Here is a 25,107-nt window from a genome sequence, read left to right as displayed (position 1 = left end):
GGGGGGGGGGGGGCGGCGGCGGGGGGGGGTGTTTTTTTCTCCCCCGGGGGCTCGCGGGGGGGGCCCGCCCCGCGCCCCCCACTACCGGACCTCTTCGTGCTGCCGGCCAGCGGCCGGCACTACCGGACCTCTTCGTGCTGCCGGCCAGCGGCCGGCATTACCGGGCCGTTGGATCGGCCGCCATCGGCAAACCCTGCGGGTCCATAATGCGCGTTCATCCGCGTGGACGACCCCATTGCCCGCCAACTCACTGCTGTTCCCCGGGCTGCCGCTGCACAGCGCGCGCCTGGTGCTGAACCCCATTCGCCGCGATGACGCCGCGGCCCTGTTCGCCCTACAGTCCGACCCGGACGTGATGCACTGGTGGAACCACCCGGCGTGGACGCGTCCGGCCGAAGCACGCGCGCAGATCGACGACGACCTGGCTGCACAGGCCACCGGCACGCAGTTGAAGCTGGCCCTGCGCGAATCGGTGGACGGCCCGCTGCTGGGCATCTGCGTGGTGTTTGCCCTGGATCGGGACGCGGCGCGCGCGGAAATCGGCTATCTGCTGGCACCTGGCAAGCAGGGCCACGGCTACATGCATGAAGCGCTGCAGCAGGTGCTGGCCTATCTGTTCAACACCCTGCAACTGCACCGGGTGGAAGCGGAGATCGATCCACGCAACCACGCCTCGGCACACGTGCTCGAACGCCTGGGCTTCCACCGCGAAGGCCTGCTGCGGCAGCGCTGGCGTATCCAGGGTGAACTGGCCGACTCGGCCGTGTATGGGCTGCTGGCCGACGACGCGGTGCGCTCAGCCACCTTCGCTTGACCGGATCAGGCCACAACGCCGGCCCATGCCTTTGGACACATACGGTGCGCGGCACCCCGCCCTAGCATCGGGGTCCCTTCCGCTGCCGTTCCGGTGCCATGAAGTTCCTGCTGCACTCTGCCGCGCTCTGCGTCGGCCTGCTGATCGCCCCTGCCTGCGTGCTGGCCGCGCCTGCTGCTGACGGCGCCTCCGAATCGAAAGAAGAAAAGACCGAAGCCGCGCCCCTGCCGGCCGATGCGTCGGCTCGCCAGAGCATGCGCTTGGCGGGCCGCACCCTCGACTACACCGCCACCGTTGGCACCCTGCCGGTACGCGATGCGAAGGGCAAGGTGATCGCCGATGTGGTGTTCACCGCCTACACGATGCCGGGCAAGGACCGGCCGGTGACCTTCGCTCTCAATGGCGGCCCCGGCGCATCTTCTGTGTACCTCAACCTGGGCGCCATCGGCCCGAAGGTGGTGACCTTCGGTTCGGAAGGCGACAGCGCATCGGCGCCGGCGAAGCTGCACGACAATCCCGGCACCTGGCTGGACTTCACCGACCTGGTGTTCATCGATCCGGTCGGTACCGGCTTCAGCCGCGCCCGCATCGGCGATGAGGAAGCGAAGAAACAGCTGTATACGCCCAGTGCCGATGTCGAGTACCTCTCGCGCACGATCTACGACTGGCTGCTGCGCAACCAGCGCATGGCCTCGCGCAAGTACCTGACCGGCGAGAGCTATGGCGGCTATCGCGGCCCGCGCATCACCCACTTCCTGCAGACGCGCCTGGGCGTGGCGATGAACGGCCTGGTGCTGGTGTCGCCTTACCTGAGCCCGACCCTGGAAGACAACGCCGATGTCTCGCCGATGGCGTGGATGCAGACCCTTCCGTCGATCGCTGCCGCGCACCTGGAACGCCAGGGCAAGCTGACCGACGCGGCGATGCGCGAGGTGGTCGAGTACACCCGCGGCGACTACGCCACCGCGTTGATGAAGGGCCGCAGCGATCCGCAGGCGACCGAGGCGATGCTGCGCCGGGTGGCCGAGTTGACCGGCCTGGACCCGCAGTTCGTGCGCCGCGCCGGCGGTCGCCTGGAAACCCAGGCCTACCTGCGTGAGGTGTTCCGCGACAAGGGCACGCTGGGCAGCCGCTACGATTCCAACGTCACTGCGTTCGATCCGTTCCCGAACGATCCGGAGCAGCGCGCCAACGATCCGCTGCTGGACAGCATCATCGCCCCGACCACCACGGCGATGGTCGACTTCGTTACCCGTGAGGTCGGCTGGAAGGTGGATGCGCGCTACCAGGCACTGAACTACGACGTGAACCGTCTGTGGGATCGCAATGGTGACCTGCGCGAGGGCGCGGTGACCCAGCTGCGCCAGGCCGTGGCGATCGACCCGCATCTGCAGGTGCTGATCGTGCACGGCTGGAATGACCTGTCCTGCCCGTTCATGGGCTCGATCCTGACGGTGGACCAGATGCCGACGATGGGCAGCAACCCGGACCGCGTGCAGGTGCGCAGCTATCCGGGCGGGCACATGTTCTACAGCCGGGCTGACAGCCAGGCGGCGTTCCGCAGGGATGTGCAGGCGTTGTTCCAGCGCAATTGAGGGGTTGTCGGCCGGGCCTGCGGCCCGGCACCCGCGGACAGCAACGGCAACGGCAACGGCAACGTCAAAAGCGGGCTTTCCGTGGGTTGGCGGGGTGGGCCCGGTTGCGGGGGACGCCGTAAACCCCCAGACCGGCCCAGCCGCTGGCGGCTGTGCGTTCGGGCGCTTGCGAAGCAGTGCCTCGCAAGCAAAGCGCCCTCACCCTTGGGGGCTTGGCCGCGGCATCCATGCCGCAGGCACCCCCGCAACCGGACCCACCCCGCCTTCGACAGGTTCCGGCTGCTGTTGGTGGGTGTCGACTTCCTGCTGCTGTTGGTAGGTGTCGACCTTGGTCGACACTGTAGATCCACGCCATGCGTGGATAACGGAAACCGGATGCTTCATGAAATGAAAAAGCCCGCCGGAATCCGGCGGGCTTTTTTGTTTTCCGGGGTCAGATCCTTTTCCCACAGGGAAAGGGCTCTGACCGCAAGGCTCCTGGCATCAGGTCCAGCCGAGCAGCTCGAACAGCTTCAGGATCAGGTAGGCGCAGCCGCCTGCCGCCGGGATGGTCAGGATCCAGGCCCAGACGATGCGTTCGATCACGCCCAGGCGCAGCGAACGCGGGTTCTTGGCGAAGCCTACGCCCATGATCGCGGTGGAGATGCTGTGGGTGGTCGATACCGGCATGCCGAAGTGCGCCGCCAGGGTCAGCACGGTGGCCGAGCTGGTTTCCGCGGCGAAGCCGTGGATCGGGTGCAGCTTGACCATCTTGTGGCCCAGGGTCTTGATGATCTTCCAGCCGCCCGAGGCGGTACCGGCGGCCATCACCACCGCACAGGTCAGCACGATCCACATGGCAATGCCGTCGCCGGCGTGCGCGTCCGGATGCATGAAGGCCAGCCACGACGGCAGGTCGTTCAACGCGCCGGTCGCTTCGGCACCGATCAGGGTCATCGCGATGATGCCCATGGTCTTCTGCGCATCGTTGTGGCCGTGGGCAAAGCCCATGTAGGCCGCCGAAGCGATCTGCGCCTTGCCGAAGAACGCATTGACGATGCGCGGACGTGCCAGCCGGCCGATCGCGCCGCCGATCTTGGCCAGGCCTGCGATCAGTGCCCACAACAGCACCATCACTGCGATGCCGAGCAGGAAGCCGGCGATCGGCGAGGTGATCATCGGCACGAACACCTTCCACAGCAGGCCCTTGTTCTGCGCCCAGCTGCCAAGCCGTTCGGACCAGATCAGCGCGTCCCAGTTGTTGTGGGCCGCAGCCAGGCCGGCGCCGCACAGGCCACCGATCAACGCGTGCGAGGACGAGGACGGCAGGCCCTTCCACCAGGTGATCAGGTTCCAGATGATGCCGCCGAGCAGCGCGCACAGGATCACCTGCGGGGTCACGTCGACCACGTTGGTGTTGAGCAGGCCCGACGCGATGGTCAGTGCGACCGCGGTGCCGGTCAGGGCACCGATGAGGTTCATGAAGGCGGCAAGCATCACCGCCCAACCGGGCGACAGTACTTTGGTTGCCACCACGGTAGCGATGGAGTTGGCGGTATCGTGGAAGCCGTTGATGAACTCGAAGACGAGCGCGGCCAGGATCACCACCAGGACTAGGGTGAGCATCGGTACCGGCCCGTCAGCTGTTCTTCAACACGATCTGGTACGCCACCACACCGGCCTCGCGGCAGCGGTCGATGGCCTTTTCCAGGATCTCGAAGAATTCCTTGAGCAGGAACATCTGCAGGTTGTCCAGGCGACCGGAGTAGATGTCGCGGTACAGTTCGAGCATCAGGCGGTCGGCCTCGTTTTCCAGCGAGCGCAGGCGCTCGTTGAGCGCGGTCATCCGGTCCAGGTTCATGTGGCGCAGGTCGGCGACCATCTCCACCACTACGCCAGCGGCCTGCTCCAGCATCGCCGCGCGCGGCGCGAAGTCGATGTGTTCCAGGTGGGTGGTGGCCAGCGAATAGCGATCGGCGAACTTCTCGATCTGCTTGGGAATCTTGTACAGGGCCGAGCCCAGCGCTTCGATGTCTTCGCGCTCGATCGGGGTCATGAAGCTGTCCACCAGCGCCTGGCTGATCTTGTCCGAAGCCGCGCGTTCGCGCAGACGGGCCAGCTTGAAGGCATCCAGGGCGGGCTGGCGATCGGCGTCGCGCAGCATCGAATGCAGTGCCTTGGCGGCATCGGAAGCCGCGACGGCAGCCTCATCGAGCAGGGTGTAGAACTGTTTGCCGGAACCGAAAATGGTCTGCAGAGAGAACATTGAGAAACCTGTCAGCCGTCGCGGGAAGGACGGCACCAGTGCGAATTATGACGGCTAGATGACCATCACGGGTATCCCTGCCCCTTTCCGGGGGTCGGGACGCCCAAAACTGAACAGGCATTTGCCACCCAGCCACGGCCCTTTGCTAAGATGCCAGCGCGCCTTCGGGCGCACCTTATGGACGACGACCCTTATCCCCCAGCGCCGCGCCGGACCCCGTTCCTGAGCGCCTGCCGCCATCGCAAGCACCCGCCCTCCCTGCCACCAACCGGGGACGATGCCCGTGTTTGAAATGATCCTGATTGTTTTCGCGCTTGTTCTGCTGAACGGCTTCTTTGCCATGTCCGAGATGTCGGTCATGACCTCGCGCAAGAGCCGGCTGAAGCAGCTGGCCGGCACCTCCAAGCGCGCGGCCAAGGCCCTGGAGCTGTCGGAGAAGCCGGAAGCCTTCCTGTCCACCGTCCAGATCGGCATCACCGTGATCGGCGTGCTGACCGGCTTCCTCGGCGGCGAGGCACTGGGTGAAGCCATCGGCGGCTGGATCCAGGGGCTGATGCCGGGCTTCGCCTACGCCGGCGGCATCGGCAAGGCCCTTGCGGTCACCTTCATCACCTTCATCACGCTGATCTTCGGCGAACTGGTGCCCAAGCGCCTGGCCCTGACCCGCTCGGAGGACATCGCCGGCCTGGTGGCGCTGCCGATGAGCTGGCTGGCCAAGCTGGCCTTCCCCTTCGTCTGGCTGCTGTCCAAGACCACCCAGCTGGTGCTGCGCCTGTTCGGCCTGGGCAAGGACGAGGTCGCGTCGGTGACCGAAGAGGAGATCCGCATGCTGGTGGCCGAGAGCCACGAGGCCGGCGTGATCGACAGCCACGAGCGCGACATGATGAACCGCGTGATGCGCCTGGGCGACCGTACCGCCGACAGCCTGATGACCCCGCGCAACCGGATCGCCTGGCTGGATACGCTGGGTGGCCTGGACAAGAACCTGGAGATCATGGCCGAGCACGAGTTCTCGCGGTACCCGGTGTACCGCGACAACGACATGGACGTGGTCGGCGTGCTTGAGCTGAAATCGCTGGCCACGCGGATGGCACGCGGCGACAACGCGCTGTTCCAGACGTTGCGCGAACCGCTGTACGTCTCCGAATCCACCCATGCGATGAAGCTGCTGGAGATCTTCCGCGAAGAACAGCAGTCGATGGCGCTGGTGGTGGACGAGTACGGCGAGATCCAGGGCCTGGTAACCATCAGCGATTTGATGGGCGCGGTGGTCGGCCGCCTGCAGGCAACGGAAAATGCCGACGAGGACGCGCTGGTGGTGACCCGTGAGGACGGCTCGCTGCTGGTGGACGGCTCGCTGCCGATCGAGGACCTGCGCGAGCTGATCGGCAGCAACGACCTGCCCGACGCCGAGGATGGCGATTACTACACCCTGGCCGGCATGTGCATCCACTTCTTCGGCCGCATCCCGCACGCGGGCGAGTACTTCGACTGGGCCGGCTGGCGCTTCGAGGTGGTCGATCTGGACGGTGCGCGCGTGGACAAACTGCTGCTTCGCACCCTGTCCGACGAGCAGGCCGATGAGCTCACCGCCTGACGCCGGCCCCGGCGCTGCATCGCCGGAGTACCGCAACGAGGGCATCCGGACCCTGCTGGCGATGTTCGCCTTCGGTGACCCGGCCCAGCACATGAAGCTGGGGCAGATCCTGCAGGATCTGCAGCAGAGTGCCTTTGGTGTATTCCTGTTCGTCGCCATCCTGCCGGCCTTCATCCCCATCCCGGGGCTGGGCGGCGCAGTCAGCGGTCCGTTGGTGATCCTGATCGGCCTGCAGATGCTGTTCTGCATGCGCCGGCCCTGGCTGCCCGGCTTCATTGCCCGTCGCGGGCCGAAGCGCGGCACCATGCACCGGTTCCTGGATCGCATCGATGGTGCCCTGCGCCGCCTCGACCGCATGCTCAAGCCGCGCATGCCGCAACTGCTGACCCCGGCCCCCGCCCACGCCTTCAGCGGCCTGCTGCTGGTGCTGCTGGGCCTGCTGCTGTCGTTGCCGATTCCGTTCACCAACTATCTGTTCGGCTTCCAGTTGCTGCTGTTCGCGCTGGCCCTGCTTGAACGCGATGGCGCGCTGATGTTGTTCAACTGGGTGGCTGCGCTGGTGGCGATCGCTTTCTTCGGCTTCAGTTCCGGGCAGCTGGTGGGCTACACCGTCGACCTGTTCCAGCGCTGGTTCTGAGCGCCTGCCGCTGCGCTCGCCGGGCATGGCCCGGCGCTACCCTGAGCCCCGCCCGGTAGCGCCGGGCCATGCCCGGCGGGCTACTGCAATCAACGCAGATCGATGAATCCGTTGTCGCCCAACCGTGCCGGCTCATCCTGCACCGCCGACAACACGAAACTCAACGCCGAGCCGAGCAGCGTGCCCGGTCCGTCCCAGTACTCGGCGGTCTCTGCACGCACGTGGATCAAGCGCAGGCTCGGGTCATCCGGGCCGCCCGGGAAGAACAGCTTCATCGCCGGCGACCACAGCTCTTCGACCTTCGCGCGGTCATCGATGATCCGTGCCACGCCGGCTACCGACACATACGTGTTCTTCGATGGCGAGGCATAGGCCACGTTGACCCGCGGGTCGAGCGCGATCTCGGCCACCTTCGGGCTGTCGGCCGCAGTGGCGAACCACAGGTCGCCATCGAAGGCGACCTGCTGGGTGCCAAGCGGACGGCTGTAGAGGCGCCCATCGACACCACGGGTGGTGAACATCGCCACCTCCACGTCCTTGATCAGTTCAGCCAGCTGGGCAATGTGCTCGGTACGCGATTCGTCCATGGGGGACTCCGGAAGTGGGAGTCCCCATCAGACGCGTCCGCACCGCAAATTGCCGTGACGCAATTGTTCAGCCCGCGTGGCGGGCATGCCAGGCGTGCATTGCCAGTTCGAACGAGCGAAGGCGCGCGCGGTGGTCGTACAGGTTGGCGGTAAGCATCAGTTCGTCGGGCTGATGGCGTTCGACGAACGCCGCAATGCCATCGGCAACCTGCTGCGGATCACCCAGCACGGTGCACGCCAGCGCCCGCTCCACGCCCAGCTTCTCGTGGGGTTCCCAGAACGCTTCGATGTCATCGATCGGCGCCGGAATCTTGCCCGGACGGCCGCGACGCAGGTTGACGAAGCTCTGCTGCTGGCTGGTGAACAACCGCCGCGATTCGGCCTCGCTGTCACTGGCCACCACGTTCAACGCCAGCATCGCGTGCGGCTGCTTGAGCGTGGCCGAAGGGCGGAATTCGCGGCGATACACCGCAAGCGCTTCATCCATGGAATCGGGGGCGAAGTGCGAGGCGAAGGCGTACGGCAGGCCCATCGAGGCGGCCATGCGTGCGCCGAACAGGCTGGAACCGAGGATCCAGGTCGGCACCCGCAGGCCGCCGCCGGGTACGGCCTGCACCGCCTGGCCGGGCTGCACCGGTTCGAAGTAATGCAGCAGTTCGCGTACGTCCTGCGGAAACTGGTCGGCGCTGTCGAAATAGCGGCGCAGGGCGCGGGCGGTCGGCTGGTCGGTACCCGGCGCGCGGCCCAGGCCCAGGTCGATGCGATCGGGGTACAGCGAGGCCAGGGTGCCGAACTGCTCGGCCACCTGCAGCGGCGCATGGTTGGGCAGCATGATGCCGCCGGCGCCGACGCGGATGCGTTGGGTGCCACCGGCCACATGACCGATCAGCACCGCCGTGGCGGCACTGGCGATGCCAGGCATGTTGTGGTGTTCGGCCAGCCAGTAGCGGCGGTAGCCCAGCGCATCGGCATGCTGGGCGAGCTCAAGCATGTTGGCAAAGGCGGCAGTGGTATCGCTGCCCTCGCAGACCGGGGCCAGGTCGAGAATCGACAACGGGATCATCAGGCGGTTTTCCGTCACAAGATCCCCGTTTGATGGGGTCGCCCTGCCCCCACGGCCAGTGCCGGTGGCGGGACGCTGATTCCTGCCTGGCCGGTTCAGGCCCGCAGGCCAATGTGGACGGGTCAGAACGCGCTGGGGCGTGGCTCGGGCAACGGCTCGTCCACCAACGGCTTCAGTTCGGCATCCAGCGCCACCCGTTCGTCGAACACGAAACAACGACCTTCGTAGCCCTCACCGCCGACTTCCTCGAAGTAGCCGAGGATGCCGCCATCGAGCTGCAGCACGTTGTCCATGCCGTCGTTGAGCATCCACAGCGCCGCCTTCTCGCAGCGGATGCCACCGGTACAGAAACTGACCACGGTGCTGTCCTTCAGCGCTTCACGATGGGGCGCCAGCGCCTCGGGCAGATCGGTGAACTTGTGGATGGGCAGTACCAGCGCATCCTTGAAGGTGCCGTACTCGATCTCCTGCAGGTTGCGCGTATCGAGCATCACCACGCGCTTGCCAGCATCATCATGCCCCTGCCGCAGCCAACGCTGCACGGTGGCAGGATCGATGGCCGGCGCGCGCGGGTAGTCCAGCGGTTGGCCATCGTCACGACGGAAGCTGATGATCTCGTCCTTGACCTTGGCCTTCAGCCGCGCGAACGGCTGGTGCTCGCTGAAGCTGGTCTTGACCCGCATATCGGCGAAGCGCGCATCAGCACGCAGTTCCGCGTAGAAGCCATCGATCGCGGACGGCGCACCCGCCAGGAACAGGTTCAGCCCCTCGCCCGCCACCAGGATCGTCCCCTGCAGGCCGGACGCCTCGGCACGCGCCTGCAGCTGGTCGCACAGGGCCTGGGGGGCGTCGATGACGGCGAAATGATAGGCAGCGGTATTGGCGATCATCCCGCCATTTTAGCGCCTGACCGCCCCCGTATCAGCCTCCACCGTTCATCCACGCATGGCCTGGATCTACCACAGTGTCGACCAAGGTCGACATCTACCGACAGCACCCGGAACGCGTCCGGGGCGGGGCGGTGTGGGCAGGCGGGACCGTTGGCGCCATGGATGGCGCCATCGAGCCCCCAAGGATGGGTCTACGGCGTCCCCCGCCTGCCCACACCGCCCCGCCCACGACGGAACGCCCGCTGTTGCTGTTGCCATTGCCTCTGCGGGTGCCGGGTGCAACCCGGCCGAACCCCCTACCCCCGCAGCAGCATGAACGGCAGGAGCACCAGTGCCGCCGCCACCGCCATGCCCAGCAGCACCAGCACCACGAACACAGGGCGGCGGCGCAACAGGCTGCCAAAGGTCTCGGCAGTGCCGTCGCGCAGGGCCTGTTCGCGCTCGGCACGGACCCGCACGCCACGGGCCGCCTGGTAGTCGGCCATCAGCGCCTTGGCACGCGGCTGGTCGGCATCCTCGCGCAGCCACAGGCCACCATTGGAGATGCCCCACGGACTGGGTTCGGTGCGGTACCAGGCGATGCCGTGCTGGTCCAGCAGCGTGCAGACATCAGCATATTCGTCGTTGCCGACATTGCGCAGATTGAGCAGGAGTTTTGCCATGCCACCATGATACCCGGCGCCGATGCGCTAACCTTGCCGCCCTCGACTCATCGCCCCTGGAGACGCCTGATGCGCCGCCTGCTGCTTCCCCTGCTGCTGTCCCTCGCCGCCGTTGGTTGCTCGTCGGAGCCGTCCGGCCCGCCGCCGGGAGGCACCATTGCCACGTTCGAGCGCATCGACACCCAGCCGGGCAGTGGTGCCGAGGCCGTGCCGGGCCAGAAGGTCAGCGTGCATTACACCGGCTGGATCTACGACGAGCGCGCCGACAACAAGCACGGCAAGACCTTCGACAGTTCGGTCGAGCGCGGCGAGCCGTTCACCTTCACACTGGGTGCGGGCCAGGTCATCCGTGGTTGGGATGAAGGCGTCGCCGGCATGAAGGTCGGCGGCAAGCGCACGCTGATGATTCCGCCGGAATTCGGCTATGGCGACCGCCAGGTCGGCCCGATTCCGGCAGGTTCGTCGCTGGTGTTCGACGTCGAGCTGCTCAATGTCCAACAGTGACGTCCGCCCGCCGCGCCGCATCGCCGTCATTGGCGGCGGCCCGGCCGGGTTGTTTGCCGCCGAGCGGCTGCGCGCGGCAGGCCTGGATGTCGATCTGTACGAGGCCAAGGGCTCGCCGGGCCGCAAATTCCTGATCGCCGGCAAGGGTGGGCTCAACCTCACCCATTCCGACCCACGTCCACTGTTCGACAGCCGCTACCGCGAGCAGGCAACCCGCGTCGGCCGCTGGCTGGATGGTTTCGACGCGCAGGCGCTGCGCGACTGGGCCGCTGGCTTCGGCGTGGAAACCTACGTCGGCAGTTCCGGCCGGGTGTTCCCGGTCGACCGCAAGGCGGCACCGTTGCTGCGCGGCTGGGTCCGCCGGTTGAAGGAACAGGGCGTGCGCCTGCACGTCAACCATCGCTGGCTGGGCTGGAGCGACGACGGCGCACTGCGTTTTGCCACCGACAACGGCGAACTGGAGGTGCGTGCCGATGCGACCGTACTGGCACTGGGCGGCGGAAGCTGGCCGCAGCTGGGCAGTGACGGTGCATGGGTTCCGACGTTGCAGGCCCGCGCCGTGGACATCGCGCCGCTGCAATCGGCCAACTGCGGATTCGACGTTGCATGGACGCCGTTCTTCGCGCAACGCCATGCGGGCGCACCACTGAAGCCGGTCGTCGCACATTGGCATGGCCTCGACGGTGAGCCGCACACCCTGCAAGGGGAGTGCGTGGCCAGCGAGTACGGTATCGAAGGCAGCCTGATCTACGCCCTGTCGGCCGACCTGCGCGAAACCCTCAACCGCGACGGCCACGCCACGCTGTGGCTGGACCTGGTTCCGGGCCGCGACGAGGCACGGCTGCTGGCCGACCTTTCGCAGCCGCGCAAGGGGCGAAGCTTCGGCGAGCACCTGCGTCGCCAGGCTGGACTGGACCCAGTGAAGACCGCGCTGGTGTTCGAAACACTGGGCAAGGATGCTGGCAACGATCTGGCCGCGGTGATCGCCACGTTGAAGCGCCTGCCACTGCGCCTGCTGCGCCCGCGGCCGATGGCCGAGGTGATCAGCACGGCCGGCGGCGTGCGCCTGGACGCGCTGGACGAGGGCCTGATGCTGCGTGCCTTGCCCGGCGTGTTCTGCGCCGGAGAGATGCTGGACTGGGAAGCACCGACCGGCGGCTACCTGTTGACGGCGTGCTATGCCAGCGGACTGCGTGCGGCAGAGGGCGTGACCGCGTGGTTGGCCACGCGTTGATCAACGCGCGATAGCGCCGGAAATTTCACCCCGGCCGGCGCATCTTCACCGACGCCAATGCCACGCCACTGGGATGCGGATACAGTTCCTCGCGCTCGGCGACGAAGCCCTGCCGCTGGTAGAACGGCACGGCGTTGAGCGAGGCCGACAGCACAACCTCCCGCGTCGGGTCGGCCAGGGCCAGCAACCGCTGCATCAGCGCCTGGCCGATACCCTGCCCGCCCCGATCCGGATCAACGAACAGCGCATCGATCTCGTTGCCCTCGGCATCGAACACACCGAACCCCAGCACATTGCCCCGGTCATCCTCGGCCACGACGCAGCCGCCCTGCCCCAGCAACCGCGAATACTGCACCGGCGGCGGCGATGCCGACCAGGGTGCAATCACCTCCGGCGGATAGTGGCTGCTGCACAGCTCACGTACGCAGCGCGTTCGCAGGGCCCACAGCGTGCCCACATCATCGTCGGTACCCGTCCTGAACTGCATGCAGCCTCCTTGCATGGATGGTTTTCGTGCAGTCGAGCATGGGCTCGGTCCTGCAACGCGGGTCATCGCGACTTGCTGGCACGCAGCGCCTGGATCTTCGGTGGCGGTTGGAACGAATCGCTGCGTGCGTCCGCCCAGAACGAATGGAACACCGCGTGGTCGGGCACCTTGTGCAGCAGCTCGCCCGGTTCCAGGTAGCGATACAGCGAGGCCAGCGAACGGATCTCGACCGGCGACACCCGCCGCAGAATGTGTTCCGGGCCGAGCTCGGCCGGATCATTCAAGCCCGCCGCGCACAGCAACTCCTTCAGCGCGTGCAGGGTGTGCTCGTGGAAGCTGTACACGCGCGTGGCCTTGTCCGGTGCATCCAGATGCTTCCAGCGTGCCGGATCCTGGGTCGCGATGCCGGTCGGGCACTTGTCGGTATGGCAGCTGAGCGACTGGATGCAGCCCAGCGCGAACATGAAACCGCGCCCGGCATTGCACCAGTCCGCGCCCATCGCAATGGTGCGGGCGATATCGAACGCGCTGATGATCTTGCCGGCAGCGCCGATACGGATGTGCTCGCGCAGGTCCAGGCCGACCAGGGTGTTGTGCACCAGCAGCAACGCTTCGTGCATCGGCACCCCCACGTGATCGACGAATTCGGCCGGTGCCGCGCCGGTACCGCCTTCGGCGCCATCGACGACGATGAAATCAGGCAGCAGACCGGTCTCGTGCATCGCCTTGGCAATGCCGAACCATTCCCACGGGTGGCCGATGGCCAGCTTGAAACCAACCGGCTTGCCACCGGACAGTTCACGCAGGCGGGCCACGAACTGCAGCAGTTCAACCGGCGTGGAGAAGGCCGAATGGCGCGATGGCGACACGCAGTCCACGCCCATCGGCACGCCACGCGTCACCGAGATCTCGGCGGTCACCTTCGGCGCCGGCAGCACCCCGCCATGGCCGGGCTTGGCGCCCTGCGACAGCTTGATCTCGATCATCTTCACCTGATCGTGGTTGGCATTGGCAACGAAGCGTTCCTCGCTGAAGCCGCCCTTTTCGTCACGGCACCCGAAGTAGCCCGAGCCGATCTCCCAGACCAGGTCACCGCCCATCTCCCGGTGATACGGCGAAATCGAGCCTTCGCCGGTATCGTGGTAGAAACCCCCCAGGCGTGCGCCTTCGTTCAATGCGCGGATCGCATTGGCCGACAGCGAACCGAAACTCATCGCCGAGATGTTGAACACGCTGGCCGAATAGGGCTTGGCACAGTTCGGACCGATCAGCACGCGGAAATCATGCTTGGCGATGGTGGTCGGCGCCAGCGAATGGTTGATCCATTCGTAGTCCACCGCATATGTGCTGCGCAGGGTGCCGAAGGGCACCGTGTCCATCTGGTTCTTGGCGCGCTGGTAGATCAGCGCACGCTGCTGCCGCGAGAACGGCACATCCTCCAGATCGCTCTGCACGAAGTACTGGCGGATCTCCGGGCCGATCGATTCCAGGCCATAACGGAAGTGCGCCATCACCGGATAGTTGCGGCGCAGGGTGCTGCGCTTCTGCAGCAGGTCCCAGGTCCCCAGCGCCACCATCGCAGCTGTAATGCCGACGCCCCAGTACCAGGCCGGCCAGATCGTGGCCAGCCACAGGCAGATCGGAAACATCAGGATGGCGAGCAGGTAGACGATATACCGGTGCATGGCGTTCCTCGGTTGCAACTGCCCCGAGTCTACCGCGCAAGCACCTACAGGCGATCGTCGACCACGCTGCGCGGCCAGGCGGACTTCACGTCATAGACCAGCCCACCGGGCGCCAACAGGCTGCGGATATGGGCATCGTCCATCGCCTTGAAGCTCTCATGCGCCACCGCCAGCACCACCGCGTCGTAGCTGCCGGGCACCGGCTCGGCCAGCCAGTTCACGCCCTCGTCCGCCATGGCAGCTGGCCCCACCCACGGATCGCTGACGTCCACCTGCGCGCCGCTGCCGGCCAGCCGCTGGGCCAGTTCCAGCGCGCGGCTGTTGCGCAGGTCCGGGCAGTCCTCCTTGAAGGTCACGCCCAGCACCAGGATGCGCGAGTGCGCTGGCATGCGGCCACGCTCGGCGAGCATCGCCAGCACGCGTTTGGCCACATGTTCGCCCACCCGGTTGTTGACCTGCCGGGCGGTGTGGATGAGGTCGGGGTGGTAGCCCATGCTTTCGGACTTGTGCAGCAGGTAGTACGGGTCCACGCCGATGCAGTGGCCTCCCACCAGCCCCGGCCGGAACGGCAGGAAGTTCCATTTGCTGCCTGCGGCGTCGAGCACATCCTGGGTGTCGATGCCGAGGCGATCGAAGATCAGGGCCAACTCGTTGACCAGCGCGATGTTGACGTCGCGCTGGATGTTCTCCACCACCTTGGCCGCTTCGGCGACCCGCATCGACGGCACCGGGAACGTACCGGCGGTGATGATCCGCTGGTACAGGCCATCGACCACCGCAGCCACGTCCGGCGTTGAACCGGAGGTGATCTTGCGGATGTCGGCCAGGCGCCGCTGGCGGTCACCCGGGCTGACCCGCTCGGGACTGTAGCCGCAGTAGAAATCCTCGTTGAAGCGCAGGCCCGAGCCCTGTTCCAGCAGCGGCACGCAGACTTCTTCGGTGGTACCCGGGTAGACGGTGGATTCGTAGATCACCAGATCACCGACGCGCAGATGGCTGGCGATCAGTCGCGTCGCCGAGCGCAAAGGCTCCAGATCAGGCTGCTCGTAGGCATCGATCGGCGTGGGCACGGTGACGATGTAGACGTTGCAGGCGTCGAGCTGCGCCGGATCGCTGCTGTAACGCAGCAGCGACGCGCTGGCCAGTTCGTCCGGCTCCATTTCCAGCGTGTGGTCCTGCCCGCCGGCCAGTTCGGCGATGCGCGCAGCATCGATGTCGTACCCCAGGGTGGGCAGCTGGCGGCCGAACGCCACTGCCAACGGCAGCCCGACATATCCCAGGCCGATGATGGCCGGGGACGGGCTCTGTGCTGCGCCGATCGGCGCACTCATGCGCGGCGTCCAACAGGCGGCGATGGTGTCCACTGGGTCATGCGAGGATCCGGGAGCAGGCAAACGTGCCGACAAGGTTAACCGCGGCAGCGGCGCCAGACCACGCCCGGATCAGGATCCGAGGCTGACGGCAGCCGGCTCGAGTTCGCCGTGCCGCCCCGTCCAGGCCCGCAACAACAGGCAGAAGCCATGCTCCGGGGGCTCCTGCCCCAGGCTGAAACCATGCCACGGGGCCGCCACGATGCTGCCCAGCGTCGCCGCATCCACGTGCCGGTTGGCCATCGTCCAGCGCGGGAACCAGCGGCTCGGGATCGGGCCTGCGGCAAGCTGGATGATGCTGCCGTGGCGACGCGCGTTGCCGATCCGCGCGTGCACCGAAGCCAGCCCATCCCGTGGGCCTTCGATGTACTGCAGGAAACGGCTGCCATCGAACATCAACGCCCCGGTCACCCCGGCCATGCGGTTGAACGCGGTCGCATCGGCCAGCAATGCATCGAGCTCGGGCACGTCCAGTCCCTCCCTGGCCGTGCTGACATAAGCGTACGCATGCAACGGCATGTCCATCACTCCCCTCCTGAGTGCAGAGGAATATGACAGGAAGCACGAGGACTTCAAGCGTTGGCTATTCCGGCGGCGACTCGACCTGATAACCGCGTTGCACCAGCGCATCCAGATAGCCCTCGCCCAGCAGCAGGCTGACCGGCACCGTCGCGAAGGTGCCTGGATGACGGCTCAGCGCCGCATCCACGCCCTGCAGCCAGCGCGTGCGTACCTGCTGCGGCATATCGCTCCAGCCGCGCCGGCGCACGAAGGCCGAATCCTGCAGCAGTTCGCGGCAGGTCTGGGCCATCGCCGAACCCGACAGCCGACGCAGTGCCGCGACATCCCCCAGCGCCCAGGCGTTGGCGCGCTCGCGCAGCACCGGTGCCTGGAATTCCACCGTGTCGAGCGTGCGTTCGAAACACGCGCGGTCATCGACTTCGGTGGCCTGCAGCTCCTTCAACGTGCCACGGATGTCGTCGACCTTCAGCTTGACCTGCACGTCTTCCGGCTTCAGATCGTGCGCCTTGTACGCGCGCCCGAGTGCTTCCTTGACCTGCTTGCCATCGCGCAGGCCGTTGCGCTTGAGGAAGGCCTGGTACAAGCGGCCGGAGGCCACCAGCGGACGGTCCTTTTCCACGCCACGGTCATTGCCCAGGTAGGTCTGTTTCAGGCCGAGCCAGCGCGCGTGCGTTGCCGGCGGCAGGATCTGGTCAAGCGTGCGCCCCTGCGGATCGCGCGCGGTCTTCAATGCCAGTGGCAGCAGGGTCAGACCCTTGAACACGCCGATCTTCGCATCGAGGGCAAAACCCGGATCGCCCAGCACATGGTCGACGCTGGCAATGGTCCGCTCGACTTCGTCGGAGCGCCATTGCACCCCGCTCGGCAACGGCGAGACCGTGCCCAGGATCCACAGCACATGCCCCTGTGGAGCGGTGACCTTCCAGAGGCCGGGGCCGGGTTGTTCGCCGGTCACCTGCACCGTCTCCATGTCCACCACCGCGCCGGTGGGCGCAGGCACCTGCTGCGCGGCAGCCGGGCCAATCGCCAGCATCAGCCCCAGCACGGCACTGCATCCGATCCATCGCTCGCCGCGTGCACGCATATCGCCATTCCCGGAAATGTTGGCGGACTGTACCCAGCCCCGCGCCCGGTTGCGTAAAAGCCGCGTTAGCCGGCGGCAGCGGCGGCGATTCCGTTACAATCGGCGCGCGCTGCAGGCCCGGATGGCGAAACTGGTAGACGCATCGGACTTAAAATCCGCCGGGGGCAACCCCATGCCGGTTCGATTCCGGCTCCGGGCACCAACGGTTTCGGGCGATTTCTTGTAGCTCCCGGCGCTCCGCAATTTTTGACTTGCTCCGCAAAAGCGAGCTGGCCGGGCTCACACGCCCCGGCGCAGTTCCCTCAGACCTGTCCTCACCCGTGTCTTCATCGGGTCCTTCGCCCTTGGCTTCATCACCGCCGGCGAACGGATTGGCGCCAGCGCTTCCTTTACTCGTTCTAGGTCCCTCGCCCCCCTCGATCAAGCAGCGTGCCTGCTGCAGCTGTTTGTGTAGGCGGCAGGGCGGGCAGCGGCGGTAGAGGCTCGCTCGGAGTGTCGTCCACCATCCGAGCCACAGCTGCTCGCAGCCGCATCCGGGGGGCCAGCCTGCCCGCGCACCAGCGCTCGGCATAGCGTTTACCCTGGAAGATGCAGGCCGCCCGCTCATTCCTCGTCTCCCACATCTTTATGGAACACGGCAGAAACGAGCCGTATAGTCTGTTGATGAAGAGCAATGGAGCGATGATGAACGCTATCTCGCATGGCCCCGTATCGCTGGGGCGCAAGAATGGAGGCTATGGGAACGAGCCGACGGCGGCGACGAGACTGTCGTATTTGCCCCGAAATGCTCATCGCGCAGGCTTTCACAGCCATAGCTCTTGTCCAGCTGAACACCGATCAAGGCAATCCTGTCGGCAGCTTCACGCACCGAGAACCATGCTCCGCAGTAAAGCTGTACAAGCATGCCCCCACAGTTCGTCAATCCGCGACATGGACGGCTCATGCTGAAATCTCTCGCAAGCCTTTCCCATGCGGCATTGATCGCTTTGATCAGCTTGGTCATTTCAGGCTGCCACAAGGAACGCTCGTATCCTGTTTACCGCGAAAATCCTGTACCTGCGGATGCGCTGCCCATCATCATCCGGGTCCATGACGCGCCACTGGAGATACCAACTCCCAAGGTATCCGTCACCTACCAGATAGATCCACTTTGCCTCCCCCCGATCAACAATTACGAGGGTGTGCAATACGAACCGAACCAGCACACGATTGATCCCCCAGTACGGCGTATAAGTGCTACAGAATTCAGCAGCACCGTGTTCAAGGACGGAATGGAAGTTGCTGACTATTACGGTAGTGGCCCGTGCACATGGACACCTGCTCTCGTAGAAGCTTCGTTCGCCTTCATCATCGATGATCGGCCAATCCGTGCATCAGTCTCAGCTCTATTCAGTGAGATTGAAGGCGGGAAAACCTTCACCGCCTATATAAAGCGCGCATTGCCCCCCATGACCACGGGGCAAACGCCAAGCCGGACTCCAACCGAACCTTCGAGTTGGTACGAAAAGATGCCACAAGACAAGCGCAAGGAATACTTCCCAATCGAAGTATCCACACGGGTTGAAGGAACAACGCCATGAACGCTAGGGAAAACGCCACGCTTTCGAACCATGTCTATAAGGACCCCCTCCCGCCCCCCGATTCCGACATCGCCATTGATGGAACGAAATACACGGTTTTGGCCCGTCGCGACTCCGGGAACGGATATCAAGGTGTTGTCTACCTCAACATAGAAACAAAAGAAGTCATCGCTGCCCATCGTGGAACCGAATTTGATCGCCAGGCAGTACTTGATGGCGGCATCGACGCTGCGATGGTCACCGCCAGAATCAATTCACAGCTTGGCGATGCTCTTGCGCTCACCAAGCAGGCAACCAAACTGGCTGAGGAAAATGGGTATGGGCCAGTGCACGTCACCGGCCATTCACTGGGCGGCGCGCTCGCACAGATCACCGCGCACCACTACAACCTCCCCGGCGACGCGTTCAATCCGTACGGCGCTGCCGGGTTGGCCTATCGCCTTTCCGAAGGCCAGCCAATGCGGCGCCGTTCACCAACCATGTCATGGCAGGCGACTTGGTCAGTGCGGGCGGCCCGCATTACGGCAAGGTTGAGATGTACGCGCTCCCCAAGGAACTGGAGGTTCTGCGCACCGCCGAGCAGGGCCAACGCATCGCGTCCCTCGGAGCACCTGGGCTGAAAAGCGGCCACCTCATGTCCGCCGCTGTGGCGGTCCAGTTGGGGGATTCCCATCGAATGGTTCATTTCCTTGATCGGATGACCGACAAGGGGCCGGTGCAGTCTGTACTGGACGACCCCAGAGCCCGGGTCACAGACCCTGAAGACCTGCGCCGGATTGCCGACTACCGCAGTGATATTCATCAGCTGCGTATGGGAGCGACCGTGCTTGTCGGCGGCGGCCCCGGACTCATGCGCGACGGGGTCAATTACCTGCGCGGCACCGAGGAAGCCGGTGCATACGCTCGCCAAGAAGCTGAAGCGGAGCAGCGCGCCCACAATGCGCTCAAGCCCGGCGGGCAGCTGGTCCCGGATGCAACCGACAAGGGCTCGCCCTCTCTGACCAATCCAGGCTTCTCTCCCAAGAGCCCGTTGCAAGAAAGCATCGAATCAACCTTGGACAAGGCAGGCCTGGATCCCAGAAAGGAAGGTCACTCAGACCATGCGCTCTACCGGCAGATTCGCGATGGCGTATCCGCCTTGGATGCCAAGCACGGGCGCGGCTTCGATGAAATCAGCGAGCGAATGACGGCCAGCTTGCTGGCAACAGCTAAGAGCAGCGGTTTGGAGCGCGTCGATCACGTCGTGCTGGGCACTCCGCCGAGCAATGTTTCGGGCCCGCGCATGTTCGTCGTGCAGGGCGAGCTCGACAATCCGGCACACCTGCGGGCGTCGGTTGCGATCAGCGAGGCCGTCAACACACCCGTGGAGCAGTCGCTCGCCAAGGTCGAGCAGATTTCACAGGCACAGCAGGTCGCCCAGCAGGACCACGCCCAGGAGCAGACGCGAGCCGCGATGCGCATGAGCTAGCCCAGCGCCTGCCCGGATCGTGGGCATAGAGCGCGGCGAACTCCCGCAGCGACACGGTGGCACCCGTCATGCGGACCAGCTTCTGGTAGGCGGCTTCCATTCAGGCGGAATAGCACACCCAATCAAGCATTGACGCTCCCACAAAGGGTCCGCACCGCTGGTTGCGCACAGCAGCCCGCCGGAGGGAATGCGGCCACTCAGCTGCCGTTTCCGCGATCAGGACGCCTTCAGGCCGGCATGGCAGAATCGAACCCCCCGCCCCGGCCGCCGAACCGCGCACAAGGAGATCAGCCATGAAGTGGATAGGGATCGCGTCATCGCTGGCGCTGGTCGCGATGCTCGCCCAGGCCACCGCACCGGCATCGGCGCAGAGTCGTTCGGACAGTCATCGCAACCTCGACGGAAGCCTGGATATCCGCAACAGTGACGGATCGTCCAGCCGCATCAAGCGCGACTTGTCCGGCCGGGTGACCGCCGAGCACAGCAACGGCAGCCGTTCGACCACCACCACCGATCTGAGTGGCCGCAAGCGCACCACCCACAGCGATGGCAGCTACTCCAACAGCAGCACTGACCTGAGCGGCAACATCCGCACCCAGTACAGTGACGGCAGCTACTCGGTCAGCAAGCGTGACCTGAGCGGCAGGTGGCGCACTGAGTATAGCGACGGCTCCTACTCCACCAGCGTGCGCGATCTGAGCGGCAACTGGAGCACCACCTCCAGTGGTGGCATGGCCGCTCGCCACCCCGAACGGGGCGTCGGAAAGCGCTGAGACCTGCGCTCAGATCGCCCGCGAATAACGCGGCTGCTCCTGCGCAGCGCGCAGATAGGGATCGAAGCACATCGCCAGCAGGCGCAGCAGCGGCCGCCCCGGCTCGCTGGCACGCACCACGCCGTCGCGGTACTCGGCCAGGCCATCCTGCTGCAGACGCTGCACGGCCTGCAGGTCTTCGGCGAAGTAGGTTTCGAAATCAATGCCGTGGCGCTGGGCCAGTGACATTCCATCCACCTCACCCTGGCACATCAACTGCTGGATCAGCTCGGCGCGCAGCTGGTCGTCGGCACTGAGTGCGACGCCGCGCCAGACCGGCAGCTGTCCCTGGTCCACCGCGCTCTCCCACGACGGCAGGTCACGCGGATTCTGGCTGTAGGTGGCACCGATGTGACTGATCGCACTTACGCCAAGGCCGAGCAGATCGGTGTCGGCGTGGGTGGTGTAGCCCATGAAGTTGCGATGCAGCTGGCCGGCGCGCTGGGCACGCGACAGATCTTCTTCCGGCAATGCGAAGTGGTCCATGCCGATGTACTGGTAGCTGGCTGCGGACAGGCGCTCCACCGCCAGGCCCAGCAGCGCCAGCTTGTCTTCCGGCGAAGGCATCCGGCTTTCGTCGATCTGCCGCTGCGCGCGGAACAGGTGCGGAAGATGCGCATAGCCATACACCGCCAGTCGATCCGGACGCAGCGCCAGCACCAGTTCCAGGGTGCGGCCGAAGCCCTGCAGACTCTGCCCTGGCAGGCCGTAGATCAGATCGACGTTGACCGAACGCATGCCGCTGTCGCGGCACGCACGCAGGATATCCAGCGTCTGCCGTACGCCCTGCACCCGGTTGATCGATTCCTGCACCTGCGGGTCGAAATCCTGCACGCCCAGGCTGGCGCGGTTGAAGCCCAGCCGGGCCAGCATCGCCACATCGCTGGTGTCGATGAAACGCGGGTCCAGTTCGATGGAAAAATCACGCTGCGACGAACCGCTGAAATCGAAGCGGCGGCGCAGGCCCTCGACCAGTGCGGTCATCGCATCGGCATCGAGGAAATTCGGCGTACCACCGCCGAGGTGCAGCTGGATCACTTCACGACCGTCGGCGAACTGCGGTGCCAGCAGGTCCGCCTCGGCCAGCACGCGTGACACGTAGCTGTGGCCACGCCCGCGGTCGCGGGTGATCACCCGGTTGCAGCCACAGTAGAAGCAGGGGCTGGAGCAGAATGGCACGTGGACGTACAACGACAACGCGCGCGCCAACGGGTTGCTGTCGGCGATCGCCTGGCGCAGCGCGGGTGCATCGAAGCCGTCATGGAAGTGCGGCGCGGTGGGATAGGAGGTGTAGCGCGGGCCGGGACGGTCATGCCGTCGCAGCAGATCGGGATCGAAGGTCCAGGCCAGGCCACCGGCAGCGGGAGAGAACGTGTCCATGGCGCCAGCATCGCCCCAACCCTGGCGGTGCGCCTTGACCCAGATCAATCCTTGGTGGACACGCCCAGCACCGGCAGCATGACCTGCGGCCAGCGCAGCATCTGGTAGCGGCGCCAGAAGGTGTCGGCGATGCGGGCGGCCACATCGTCGGCCAGCGCCTGCATGGGCGGGTTGTTGCATTCGGCCGTGGTGATGTGGAACAGCACCAGCCAGCGGTCGAACAGATCCTTTTCCAGATCGATGGCCATGTGCTTGGACATCGGCGAGCCCTTGAACCTGCGGGTCCCGCGCAGCATCGCCGACCAGAAATCGACGAGCTGGGCCAGGTGTTCCGGCCAGTCGCGCACATGCCCTTCGAATACCGGCCCCAGACGCTCCTCTTCACGCACGCGCGCATAGAAATCGTGGACCAACCGGGTCACTTCCTCCTCGCTGCACAACTCTGGCGAAGCAATGGGAAGGGCAGTCGTGGGCGTTGCGTTCATCAGGGCACCAAGTGCGGATCGGCAGTGTGCCGCATGCCGCCACCACCGCTGTTGATCCAGATCAATGTCAGCGCACTGCGGCGCACCTAGGCTGGCACGCTTGCAGGAAGCATGCCCTGCGGATGCTGCGCCAACCACGGCGAATGCTGCGCCAACCACGGCGAAGTATACGCGCCGCCCTCTTCTTCAACCCGAACCCGCATGAACACACCGACTTCCAGCCGCCAGCGGCGTATCCAGCATTGGGGTGCAGTCCTGTGGCCCAGCTTCATCGCCGCCGGCCTGGCCTGCGTGGTGTTCTTCGCCTTCGTCGATCCACTGCGGCTGCAGGCGATCAGCTTCCCGGGTACGGCCATCAGCCGTGAGCTGGGCTACACCGCAGGTTTCTTCATGTTCTGGGCGGTCACCGCACTTTCCAGCGCGGTGACCGGCTACCTGCTGCGGCCGATGCCGAACGAAGAGGATGAGGAGCTGCCACTGGGATGAGCATCACCGCATCCTCGCCCCTGCGCGCATGGCGTTGGCGCCGCACCCTGGGCCTTGCGTTGCTGGTCCTGTTCCATGCGCTGCCGTGGCTGCAGTGGGATGGACGCCAGGCCCTGCTGCTGGACCTCAACGCGCGCCGCTTCGACCTGTTCGCCTGGACCCTGTGGCCGGATGACATCGGTGTGTTGCTGGGGCTGCTGGCGGTGATGGCGGTGGGTCTGGCCCTGCTCACCCACTTGGCTGGTCGCGTGTGGTGCGGACATGCCTGCCCGCAGACGCTATGGACACGAGCGTTCGACGGAATCGCGCAGGCATTGGCCCGCGTGCTGCCGGCGAAGCTGGCGCGGCCGGCCACCCAGCTGGCCTGGTTGCTGCTGTCGCTGTGGACCGGGATCACGTTCGTCGGGCTGTTCAGCCCGATCCGCGAACTGGTCACCGGCGCGTTCGATGGCGCATGGAGTGGCTGGGAGACCTTCTGGGTGCTGTTCTATGCCGGCGCCACGTGGGGCAATGCCGGGTTCCTGCGCGAGCAGGTGTGCCGATCACTTTGTCCGTTCGCGCGCATGCAGCCGTTGCTGACCGACCCGCACACCCCGCGCATGTTGTATGACCCCCGCCGCGGCGAGCCGCGCGGCGCCCGCCCGCCGGCATTGGGCGGCGTGCTCGGCCGCGGTCGCGGCCTGCTCGACCCCACCACCGCGCAGGACTATGTCTTCCGTGCCGCGCATCCGCTGCTGGCCGGACCGATGCCCACCTTCAGCGCGGATCGGCTGGGCGACTGCCTCGATTGCATGGCCTGCGTGCGCGCGTGCCCGATGCAGCTGGACATCCGCCATGGCCCACAGGCCGACTGCCTGGCCTGCGGTGCCTGCCTGGAAACGTGCACGCAGCAGCAGCATCAGGCCGGTTTCGGCCCAAGCCTGGTGCGCTACTGCAGCCCGCAGGTGATGGCAGGCCAGCCGCGCCGGTGGTGGCGCCCCCGCACCACGGCCCTGGCTTCGTTGCTGCTGGCGCTGCTGGTGTGCGGCGCTTGGCGCCTGCTCTGAATCAGCCCGGGTCGCCCGGGCGCGGCGGTACCAGCTGGGCGCGGCGGACGATGCCCAGTTGTTCGATGATCAGCGCCATTTCATTGGTGACATCGGTTCGCCCGGTCCCCTGCGGAACCAGACGATCAAGCACCTGCTGGTAGGTATCCCAGAACGCCGGACCGCATCCGTGTTTGTGATAACTGGCTTCCAGTTCGCGGCGTACCCGTTCAGCCAAGCCATGCATGCCGTATTCCATACGACCTCCGTTGGACTTGTTCTGCATCGTTGACGGTCGACCGATTCACTTGCGAGCTACTGAAAGACTCCCGGCCTTCACAGCCGGTTGATGCCAATTAGTCATAGATTTCACGACACGTCAATTACAGGCCGCGACTTTCGCGATTGAAATTATTAATCGTTCATGAAAGGCCGTAGCGACCGGGATCAGAAACGTCCGTGCCGATGTCGACAAAGCCAGCCGGCGAACCCGGGTAGCCATCACAGATCGGACCATCGCTGGGGACACGTCGATCGATTCTGTCTATGTTGCTAAGCATACTTAGCAAATCGATCTTGGCGGCTTGTCTGCGACAACCCTCGACGCATCTCATGCGGTTTCATCGTGCGAGTCGTCATCCATCGGGAACAACGCAGGGTATCGCTGCTGCAGGATGTAGCGCCTGAGCGGCGGGATGGGAAAGCCTCTGGGCCATTGCGAGACAGCGGATCTGCTGATTCCAAACAACCTGGCGAGCTCTGCGTCGGTGGAAAAGCCCAGCCGCGTGCGGACCTGCCGCTTGCTCCAGAATTCGTCCATTTTCGATCCCTTTCATCATCAAACTTATTCTTGCGCCAAGGCCTCTTTCGCTTCCACGCGTTAAGCTGGCTTGCA

27 protein-coding genes and 1 tRNA gene are annotated in these 25,107 nt (G+C 65.6%); 13 read left to right on the top strand and 15 right to left on the bottom strand.

Going from position 1 to position 25,107, the window contains the following annotated elements; all coding sequences use genetic code 11:
* Positions 1-235 precede the first annotated feature (235 nt).
* Both J2X70_RS11390 and J2X70_RS11385 read left to right on the top strand, forming a co-directional pair.
* Entirely contained in the window at positions 236-814 is a 579-nt protein-coding gene (locus tag J2X70_RS11390) for a GNAT family protein (RefSeq protein WP_080149202.1), read from the top strand.
* A gap of 98 nt (positions 815-912) precedes the next feature.
* Positions 913-2,409 (top strand): S10 family peptidase, encoded by a 1,497-nt coding sequence (locus J2X70_RS11385; protein ID WP_032976502.1) that lies wholly within the window; start codon positions 913-915, stop codon positions 2,407-2,409.
* A 483-nt stretch (positions 2,410-2,892) separates the two neighbouring features.
* On the opposite strand, the gene J2X70_RS11380 is transcribed toward J2X70_RS11385, so the two are convergent.
* Entirely contained in the window at positions 2,893-4,014 is a 1,122-nt protein-coding gene (locus tag J2X70_RS11380) for an inorganic phosphate transporter (protein WP_025878891.1), read from the bottom strand.
* Positions 4,015-4,027: 13 nt separating this feature from the next.
* Complete coding sequence (locus J2X70_RS11375) at positions 4,028-4,654, bottom strand: DUF47 family protein (protein WP_025878890.1); 627 nt, start codon at positions 4,652-4,654, stop codon at positions 4,028-4,030.
* 292 nt (positions 4,655-4,946) lie between these two features.
* Here J2X70_RS11375 and J2X70_RS11370 point away from each other — a divergent pair, with 292 nt between their 5' ends.
* Complete coding sequence (locus J2X70_RS11370) at positions 4,947-6,251, top strand: hemolysin family protein (RefSeq protein ID WP_032952108.1); 1,305 nt, start codon at positions 4,947-4,949, stop codon at positions 6,249-6,251.
* A complete protein-coding gene (locus tag J2X70_RS11365) occupies positions 6,235-6,888 on the top strand; it encodes an exopolysaccharide biosynthesis protein (RefSeq protein ID WP_025878888.1) in 654 nt (217 codons plus the stop codon). Before J2X70_RS11370 ends, J2X70_RS11365 begins: the two co-directional genes overlap by 17 nt.
* Before the next feature lie 89 nt (positions 6,889-6,977).
* Here J2X70_RS11365 and J2X70_RS11360 read toward each other — a convergent pair whose 3' ends face one another.
* The 4 genes from J2X70_RS11360 to J2X70_RS11345 all read right to left on the bottom strand — a co-directional run bounded on the left by J2X70_RS11360 (position 6,978) and on the right by J2X70_RS11345 (position 10,090).
* A complete protein-coding gene (locus J2X70_RS11360) occupies positions 6,978-7,475 on the bottom strand; it encodes a pyridoxamine 5'-phosphate oxidase family protein (protein WP_025878887.1) in 498 nt (165 codons plus the stop codon).
* 67 nt (positions 7,476-7,542) lie between these two features.
* On the bottom strand, positions 7,543-8,538 hold the full coding sequence (locus J2X70_RS11355; protein ID WP_032976501.1) for an LLM class flavin-dependent oxidoreductase: 996 nt from the start codon (positions 8,536-8,538) through the stop codon (positions 7,543-7,545).
* A 122-nt stretch (positions 8,539-8,660) separates the two neighbouring features.
* Entirely contained in the window at positions 8,661-9,428 is a 768-nt protein-coding gene (locus tag J2X70_RS11350) for a sulfurtransferase (RefSeq protein WP_032976500.1), read from the bottom strand.
* Between the two features lie 296 nt (positions 9,429-9,724).
* Positions 9,725-10,090 (bottom strand): DUF6164 family protein, encoded by a 366-nt coding sequence (locus tag J2X70_RS11345; RefSeq protein ID WP_032976499.1) that lies wholly within the window; start codon positions 10,088-10,090, stop codon positions 9,725-9,727.
* A 69-nt stretch (positions 10,091-10,159) separates the two neighbouring features.
* Between J2X70_RS11345 and J2X70_RS11340 the strand changes: the two genes are divergently transcribed.
* Together J2X70_RS11340 and J2X70_RS11335 are read left to right on the top strand one after the other, a co-directional pair.
* Entirely contained in the window at positions 10,160-10,594 is a 435-nt protein-coding gene (locus J2X70_RS11340) for an FKBP-type peptidyl-prolyl cis-trans isomerase (protein WP_025878883.1), read from the top strand.
* Positions 10,581-11,828 carry a TIGR03862 family flavoprotein gene (locus tag J2X70_RS11335; protein WP_309910369.1) on the top strand — a complete coding sequence of 416 codons (1,248 nt, stop codon included), beginning with the start codon at positions 10,581-10,583 and terminating at the stop codon, positions 11,826-11,828. The genes J2X70_RS11340 and J2X70_RS11335 overlap by 14 nt, the downstream gene beginning before the upstream one ends.
* 25 nt (positions 11,829-11,853) lie before the next feature.
* Here J2X70_RS11335 and J2X70_RS11330 read toward each other — a convergent pair whose 3' ends face one another.
* From J2X70_RS11330 to J2X70_RS11310, 5 genes are all read right to left on the bottom strand, one after another.
* Entirely contained in the window at positions 11,854-12,315 is a 462-nt protein-coding gene (locus tag J2X70_RS11330) for a GNAT family N-acetyltransferase (RefSeq protein ID WP_033830792.1), read from the bottom strand.
* Between the two features lie 62 nt (positions 12,316-12,377).
* Positions 12,378-14,000 (bottom strand): FMN-binding glutamate synthase family protein, encoded by a 1,623-nt coding sequence (locus J2X70_RS11325; protein WP_309910366.1) that lies wholly within the window; start codon positions 13,998-14,000, stop codon positions 12,378-12,380.
* Positions 14,001-14,044: 44 nt separating this feature from the next.
* On the bottom strand, positions 14,045-15,331 hold the full coding sequence (locus J2X70_RS11320) for a nucleotide sugar dehydrogenase (protein ID WP_032976496.1): 1,287 nt from the start codon (positions 15,329-15,331) through the stop codon (positions 14,045-14,047).
* Positions 15,332-15,442: 111 nt separating this feature from the next.
* Complete coding sequence (locus J2X70_RS11315; RefSeq protein WP_223482232.1) at positions 15,443-15,895, bottom strand: BLUF domain-containing protein; 453 nt, start codon at positions 15,893-15,895, stop codon at positions 15,443-15,445.
* Between the two features lie 58 nt (positions 15,896-15,953).
* Positions 15,954-16,976 (bottom strand): TraB/GumN family protein, encoded by a 1,023-nt coding sequence (locus J2X70_RS11310; protein ID WP_059063734.1) that lies wholly within the window; start codon positions 16,974-16,976, stop codon positions 15,954-15,956.
* Positions 16,977-17,091: 115 nt separating this feature from the next.
* Between J2X70_RS11310 and J2X70_RS11305 the strand changes: the two genes are divergently transcribed.
* The 5 genes from J2X70_RS11305 to J2X70_RS11285 all read left to right on the top strand — a co-directional run bounded on the left by J2X70_RS11305 (position 17,092) and on the right by J2X70_RS11285 (position 20,797).
* Positions 17,092-17,178: transfer RNA gene (locus tag J2X70_RS11305), tRNA-Leu, on the top strand.
* Between the two features lie 739 nt (positions 17,179-17,917).
* Positions 17,918-18,556: a hypothetical protein gene (locus J2X70_RS11300; protein ID WP_080149209.1), complete on the top strand. Its 639-nt coding sequence runs from the start codon at positions 17,918-17,920 to the stop codon at positions 18,554-18,556.
* Entirely contained in the window at positions 18,553-19,176 is a 624-nt protein-coding gene (locus J2X70_RS11295; RefSeq protein WP_309910363.1) for an alpha/beta fold hydrolase, read from the top strand. The genes J2X70_RS11300 and J2X70_RS11295 overlap by 4 nt, the downstream gene beginning before the upstream one ends.
* Complete coding sequence (locus tag J2X70_RS11290) at positions 19,092-20,024, top strand: XVIPCD domain-containing protein (RefSeq protein WP_309910361.1); 933 nt, start codon at positions 19,092-19,094, stop codon at positions 20,022-20,024. Before J2X70_RS11295 ends, J2X70_RS11290 begins: the two co-directional genes overlap by 85 nt.
* 293 nt (positions 20,025-20,317) lie before the next feature.
* Positions 20,318-20,797, top strand: a complete 480-nt coding sequence (locus J2X70_RS11285) for a hypothetical protein (RefSeq protein ID WP_059063732.1) — start codon at positions 20,318-20,320, stop codon at positions 20,795-20,797.
* A gap of 9 nt (positions 20,798-20,806) precedes the next feature.
* On the opposite strand, the gene hemN is transcribed toward J2X70_RS11285, so the two are convergent.
* On the bottom strand, positions 20,807-22,216 hold the full coding sequence (gene hemN, locus J2X70_RS11280) for an oxygen-independent coproporphyrinogen III oxidase (RefSeq protein ID WP_309910359.1): 1,410 nt from the start codon (positions 22,214-22,216) through the stop codon (positions 20,807-20,809).
* Positions 22,217-22,260: 44 nt separating this feature from the next.
* Entirely contained in the window at positions 22,261-22,701 is a 441-nt protein-coding gene (locus J2X70_RS11275) for a group III truncated hemoglobin (RefSeq protein WP_080149223.1), read from the bottom strand.
* 201 nt (positions 22,702-22,902) lie between these two features.
* On the opposite strand from J2X70_RS11275, the gene J2X70_RS11270 reads away from it, so the two are divergent.
* Positions 22,903-23,187, top strand: coding sequence for a hypothetical protein (locus J2X70_RS11270; RefSeq protein ID WP_032976492.1), 285 nt, complete (start codon positions 22,903-22,905; stop codon positions 23,185-23,187).
* A complete protein-coding gene (locus tag J2X70_RS11265) occupies positions 23,184-24,233 on the top strand; it encodes a 4Fe-4S dicluster domain-containing protein (protein WP_309910356.1) in 1,050 nt (349 codons plus the stop codon). The genes J2X70_RS11270 and J2X70_RS11265 overlap by 4 nt, the downstream gene beginning before the upstream one ends.
* Before the next feature lies 1 nt (position 24,234).
* Here J2X70_RS11265 and J2X70_RS11260 read toward each other — a convergent pair whose 3' ends face one another.
* Together J2X70_RS11260 and J2X70_RS11255 are read right to left on the bottom strand one after the other, a co-directional pair.
* Entirely contained in the window at positions 24,235-24,471 is a 237-nt protein-coding gene (locus tag J2X70_RS11260; RefSeq protein ID WP_025875165.1) for a hypothetical protein, read from the bottom strand.
* A 351-nt stretch (positions 24,472-24,822) separates the two neighbouring features.
* Complete coding sequence (locus J2X70_RS11255) at positions 24,823-25,032, bottom strand: transcriptional regulator (protein ID WP_025875167.1); 210 nt, start codon at positions 25,030-25,032, stop codon at positions 24,823-24,825.
* Positions 25,033-25,107: the final 75 nt, after the last annotated feature.

The sequence above is a fragment of the Stenotrophomonas sp. 1337 genome (assembly GCF_031455455.1).
GTDB classification, from domain to species: Bacteria; Pseudomonadota; Gammaproteobacteria; order Xanthomonadales; family Xanthomonadaceae; genus Stenotrophomonas; species Stenotrophomonas indicatrix.
The sequence above is the reverse complement of the archived record's forward strand: the minus strand, read 5'-3'. Positions and strand labels throughout refer to the sequence as shown.

What these genes read in the sequence shown, in the direction of transcription:
- J2X70_RS11385 (WP_032976502.1), top strand. Translation starts at nt 913, where the DNA reads ATGAAGTTCCTGCTGCACTCTGCCGCGCTCTGCGTCGGCCTGCTGATC.
- J2X70_RS11380 (WP_025878891.1), bottom strand. Translation starts at nt 4,014, where the DNA reads ATGCTCACCCTAGTCCTGGTGGTGATCCTGGCCGCGCTCGTCTTCGAG.
- J2X70_RS11375 (WP_025878890.1), bottom strand. Translation starts at nt 4,654, where the DNA reads ATGTTCTCTCTGCAGACCATTTTCGGTTCCGGCAAACAGTTCTACACC.
- J2X70_RS11370 (WP_032952108.1), top strand. Translation starts at nt 4,947, where the DNA reads ATGATCCTGATTGTTTTCGCGCTTGTTCTGCTGAACGGCTTCTTTGCC.
- J2X70_RS11365 (WP_025878888.1), top strand. Translation starts at nt 6,235, where the DNA reads ATGAGCTCACCGCCTGACGCCGGCCCCGGCGCTGCATCGCCGGAGTAC.
- J2X70_RS11360 (WP_025878887.1), bottom strand. Translation starts at nt 7,475, where the DNA reads ATGGACGAATCGCGTACCGAGCACATTGCCCAGCTGGCTGAACTGATC.
- J2X70_RS11355 (WP_032976501.1), bottom strand. Translation starts at nt 8,538, where the DNA reads ATGATCCCGTTGTCGATTCTCGACCTGGCCCCGGTCTGCGAGGGCAGC.
- J2X70_RS11350 (WP_032976500.1), bottom strand. Translation starts at nt 9,428, where the DNA reads ATGATCGCCAATACCGCTGCCTATCATTTCGCCGTCATCGACGCCCCC.
- J2X70_RS11345 (WP_032976499.1), bottom strand. Translation starts at nt 10,090, where the DNA reads ATGGCAAAACTCCTGCTCAATCTGCGCAATGTCGGCAACGACGAATAT.
- J2X70_RS11340 (WP_025878883.1), top strand. Translation starts at nt 10,160, where the DNA reads ATGCGCCGCCTGCTGCTTCCCCTGCTGCTGTCCCTCGCCGCCGTTGGT.
- J2X70_RS11335 (WP_309910369.1), top strand. Translation starts at nt 10,581, where the DNA reads ATGTCCAACAGTGACGTCCGCCCGCCGCGCCGCATCGCCGTCATTGGC.
- J2X70_RS11330 (WP_033830792.1), bottom strand. Translation starts at nt 12,315, where the DNA reads ATGCAGTTCAGGACGGGTACCGACGATGATGTGGGCACGCTGTGGGCC.
- J2X70_RS11325 (WP_309910366.1), bottom strand. Translation starts at nt 14,000, where the DNA reads ATGCACCGGTATATCGTCTACCTGCTCGCCATCCTGATGTTTCCGATC.
- J2X70_RS11320 (WP_032976496.1), bottom strand. Translation starts at nt 15,331, where the DNA reads ATGAGTGCGCCGATCGGCGCAGCACAGAGCCCGTCCCCGGCCATCATC.
- J2X70_RS11315 (WP_223482232.1), bottom strand. Translation starts at nt 15,895, where the DNA reads ATGGACATGCCGTTGCATGCGTACGCTTATGTCAGCACGGCCAGGGAG.
- J2X70_RS11310 (WP_059063734.1), bottom strand. Translation starts at nt 16,976, where the DNA reads ATGCGTGCACGCGGCGAGCGATGGATCGGATGCAGTGCCGTGCTGGGG.
- J2X70_RS11300 (WP_080149209.1), top strand. Translation starts at nt 17,918, where the DNA reads ATGCTGAAATCTCTCGCAAGCCTTTCCCATGCGGCATTGATCGCTTTG.
- J2X70_RS11295 (WP_309910363.1), top strand. Translation starts at nt 18,553, where the DNA reads ATGAACGCTAGGGAAAACGCCACGCTTTCGAACCATGTCTATAAGGAC.
- J2X70_RS11290 (WP_309910361.1), top strand. Translation starts at nt 19,092, where the DNA reads ATGTACGCGCTCCCCAAGGAACTGGAGGTTCTGCGCACCGCCGAGCAG.
- J2X70_RS11285 (WP_059063732.1), top strand. Translation starts at nt 20,318, where the DNA reads ATGAAGTGGATAGGGATCGCGTCATCGCTGGCGCTGGTCGCGATGCTC.
- hemN (WP_309910359.1), bottom strand. Translation starts at nt 22,216, where the DNA reads ATGGACACGTTCTCTCCCGCTGCCGGTGGCCTGGCCTGGACCTTCGAT.
- J2X70_RS11275 (WP_080149223.1), bottom strand. Translation starts at nt 22,701, where the DNA reads ATGAACGCAACGCCCACGACTGCCCTTCCCATTGCTTCGCCAGAGTTG.
- J2X70_RS11270 (WP_032976492.1), top strand. Translation starts at nt 22,903, where the DNA reads ATGAACACACCGACTTCCAGCCGCCAGCGGCGTATCCAGCATTGGGGT.
- J2X70_RS11265 (WP_309910356.1), top strand. Translation starts at nt 23,184, where the DNA reads ATGAGCATCACCGCATCCTCGCCCCTGCGCGCATGGCGTTGGCGCCGC.
- J2X70_RS11260 (WP_025875165.1), bottom strand. Translation starts at nt 24,471, where the DNA reads ATGGAATACGGCATGCATGGCTTGGCTGAACGGGTACGCCGCGAACTG.
- J2X70_RS11255 (WP_025875167.1), bottom strand. Translation starts at nt 25,032, where the DNA reads ATGGACGAATTCTGGAGCAAGCGGCAGGTCCGCACGCGGCTGGGCTTT.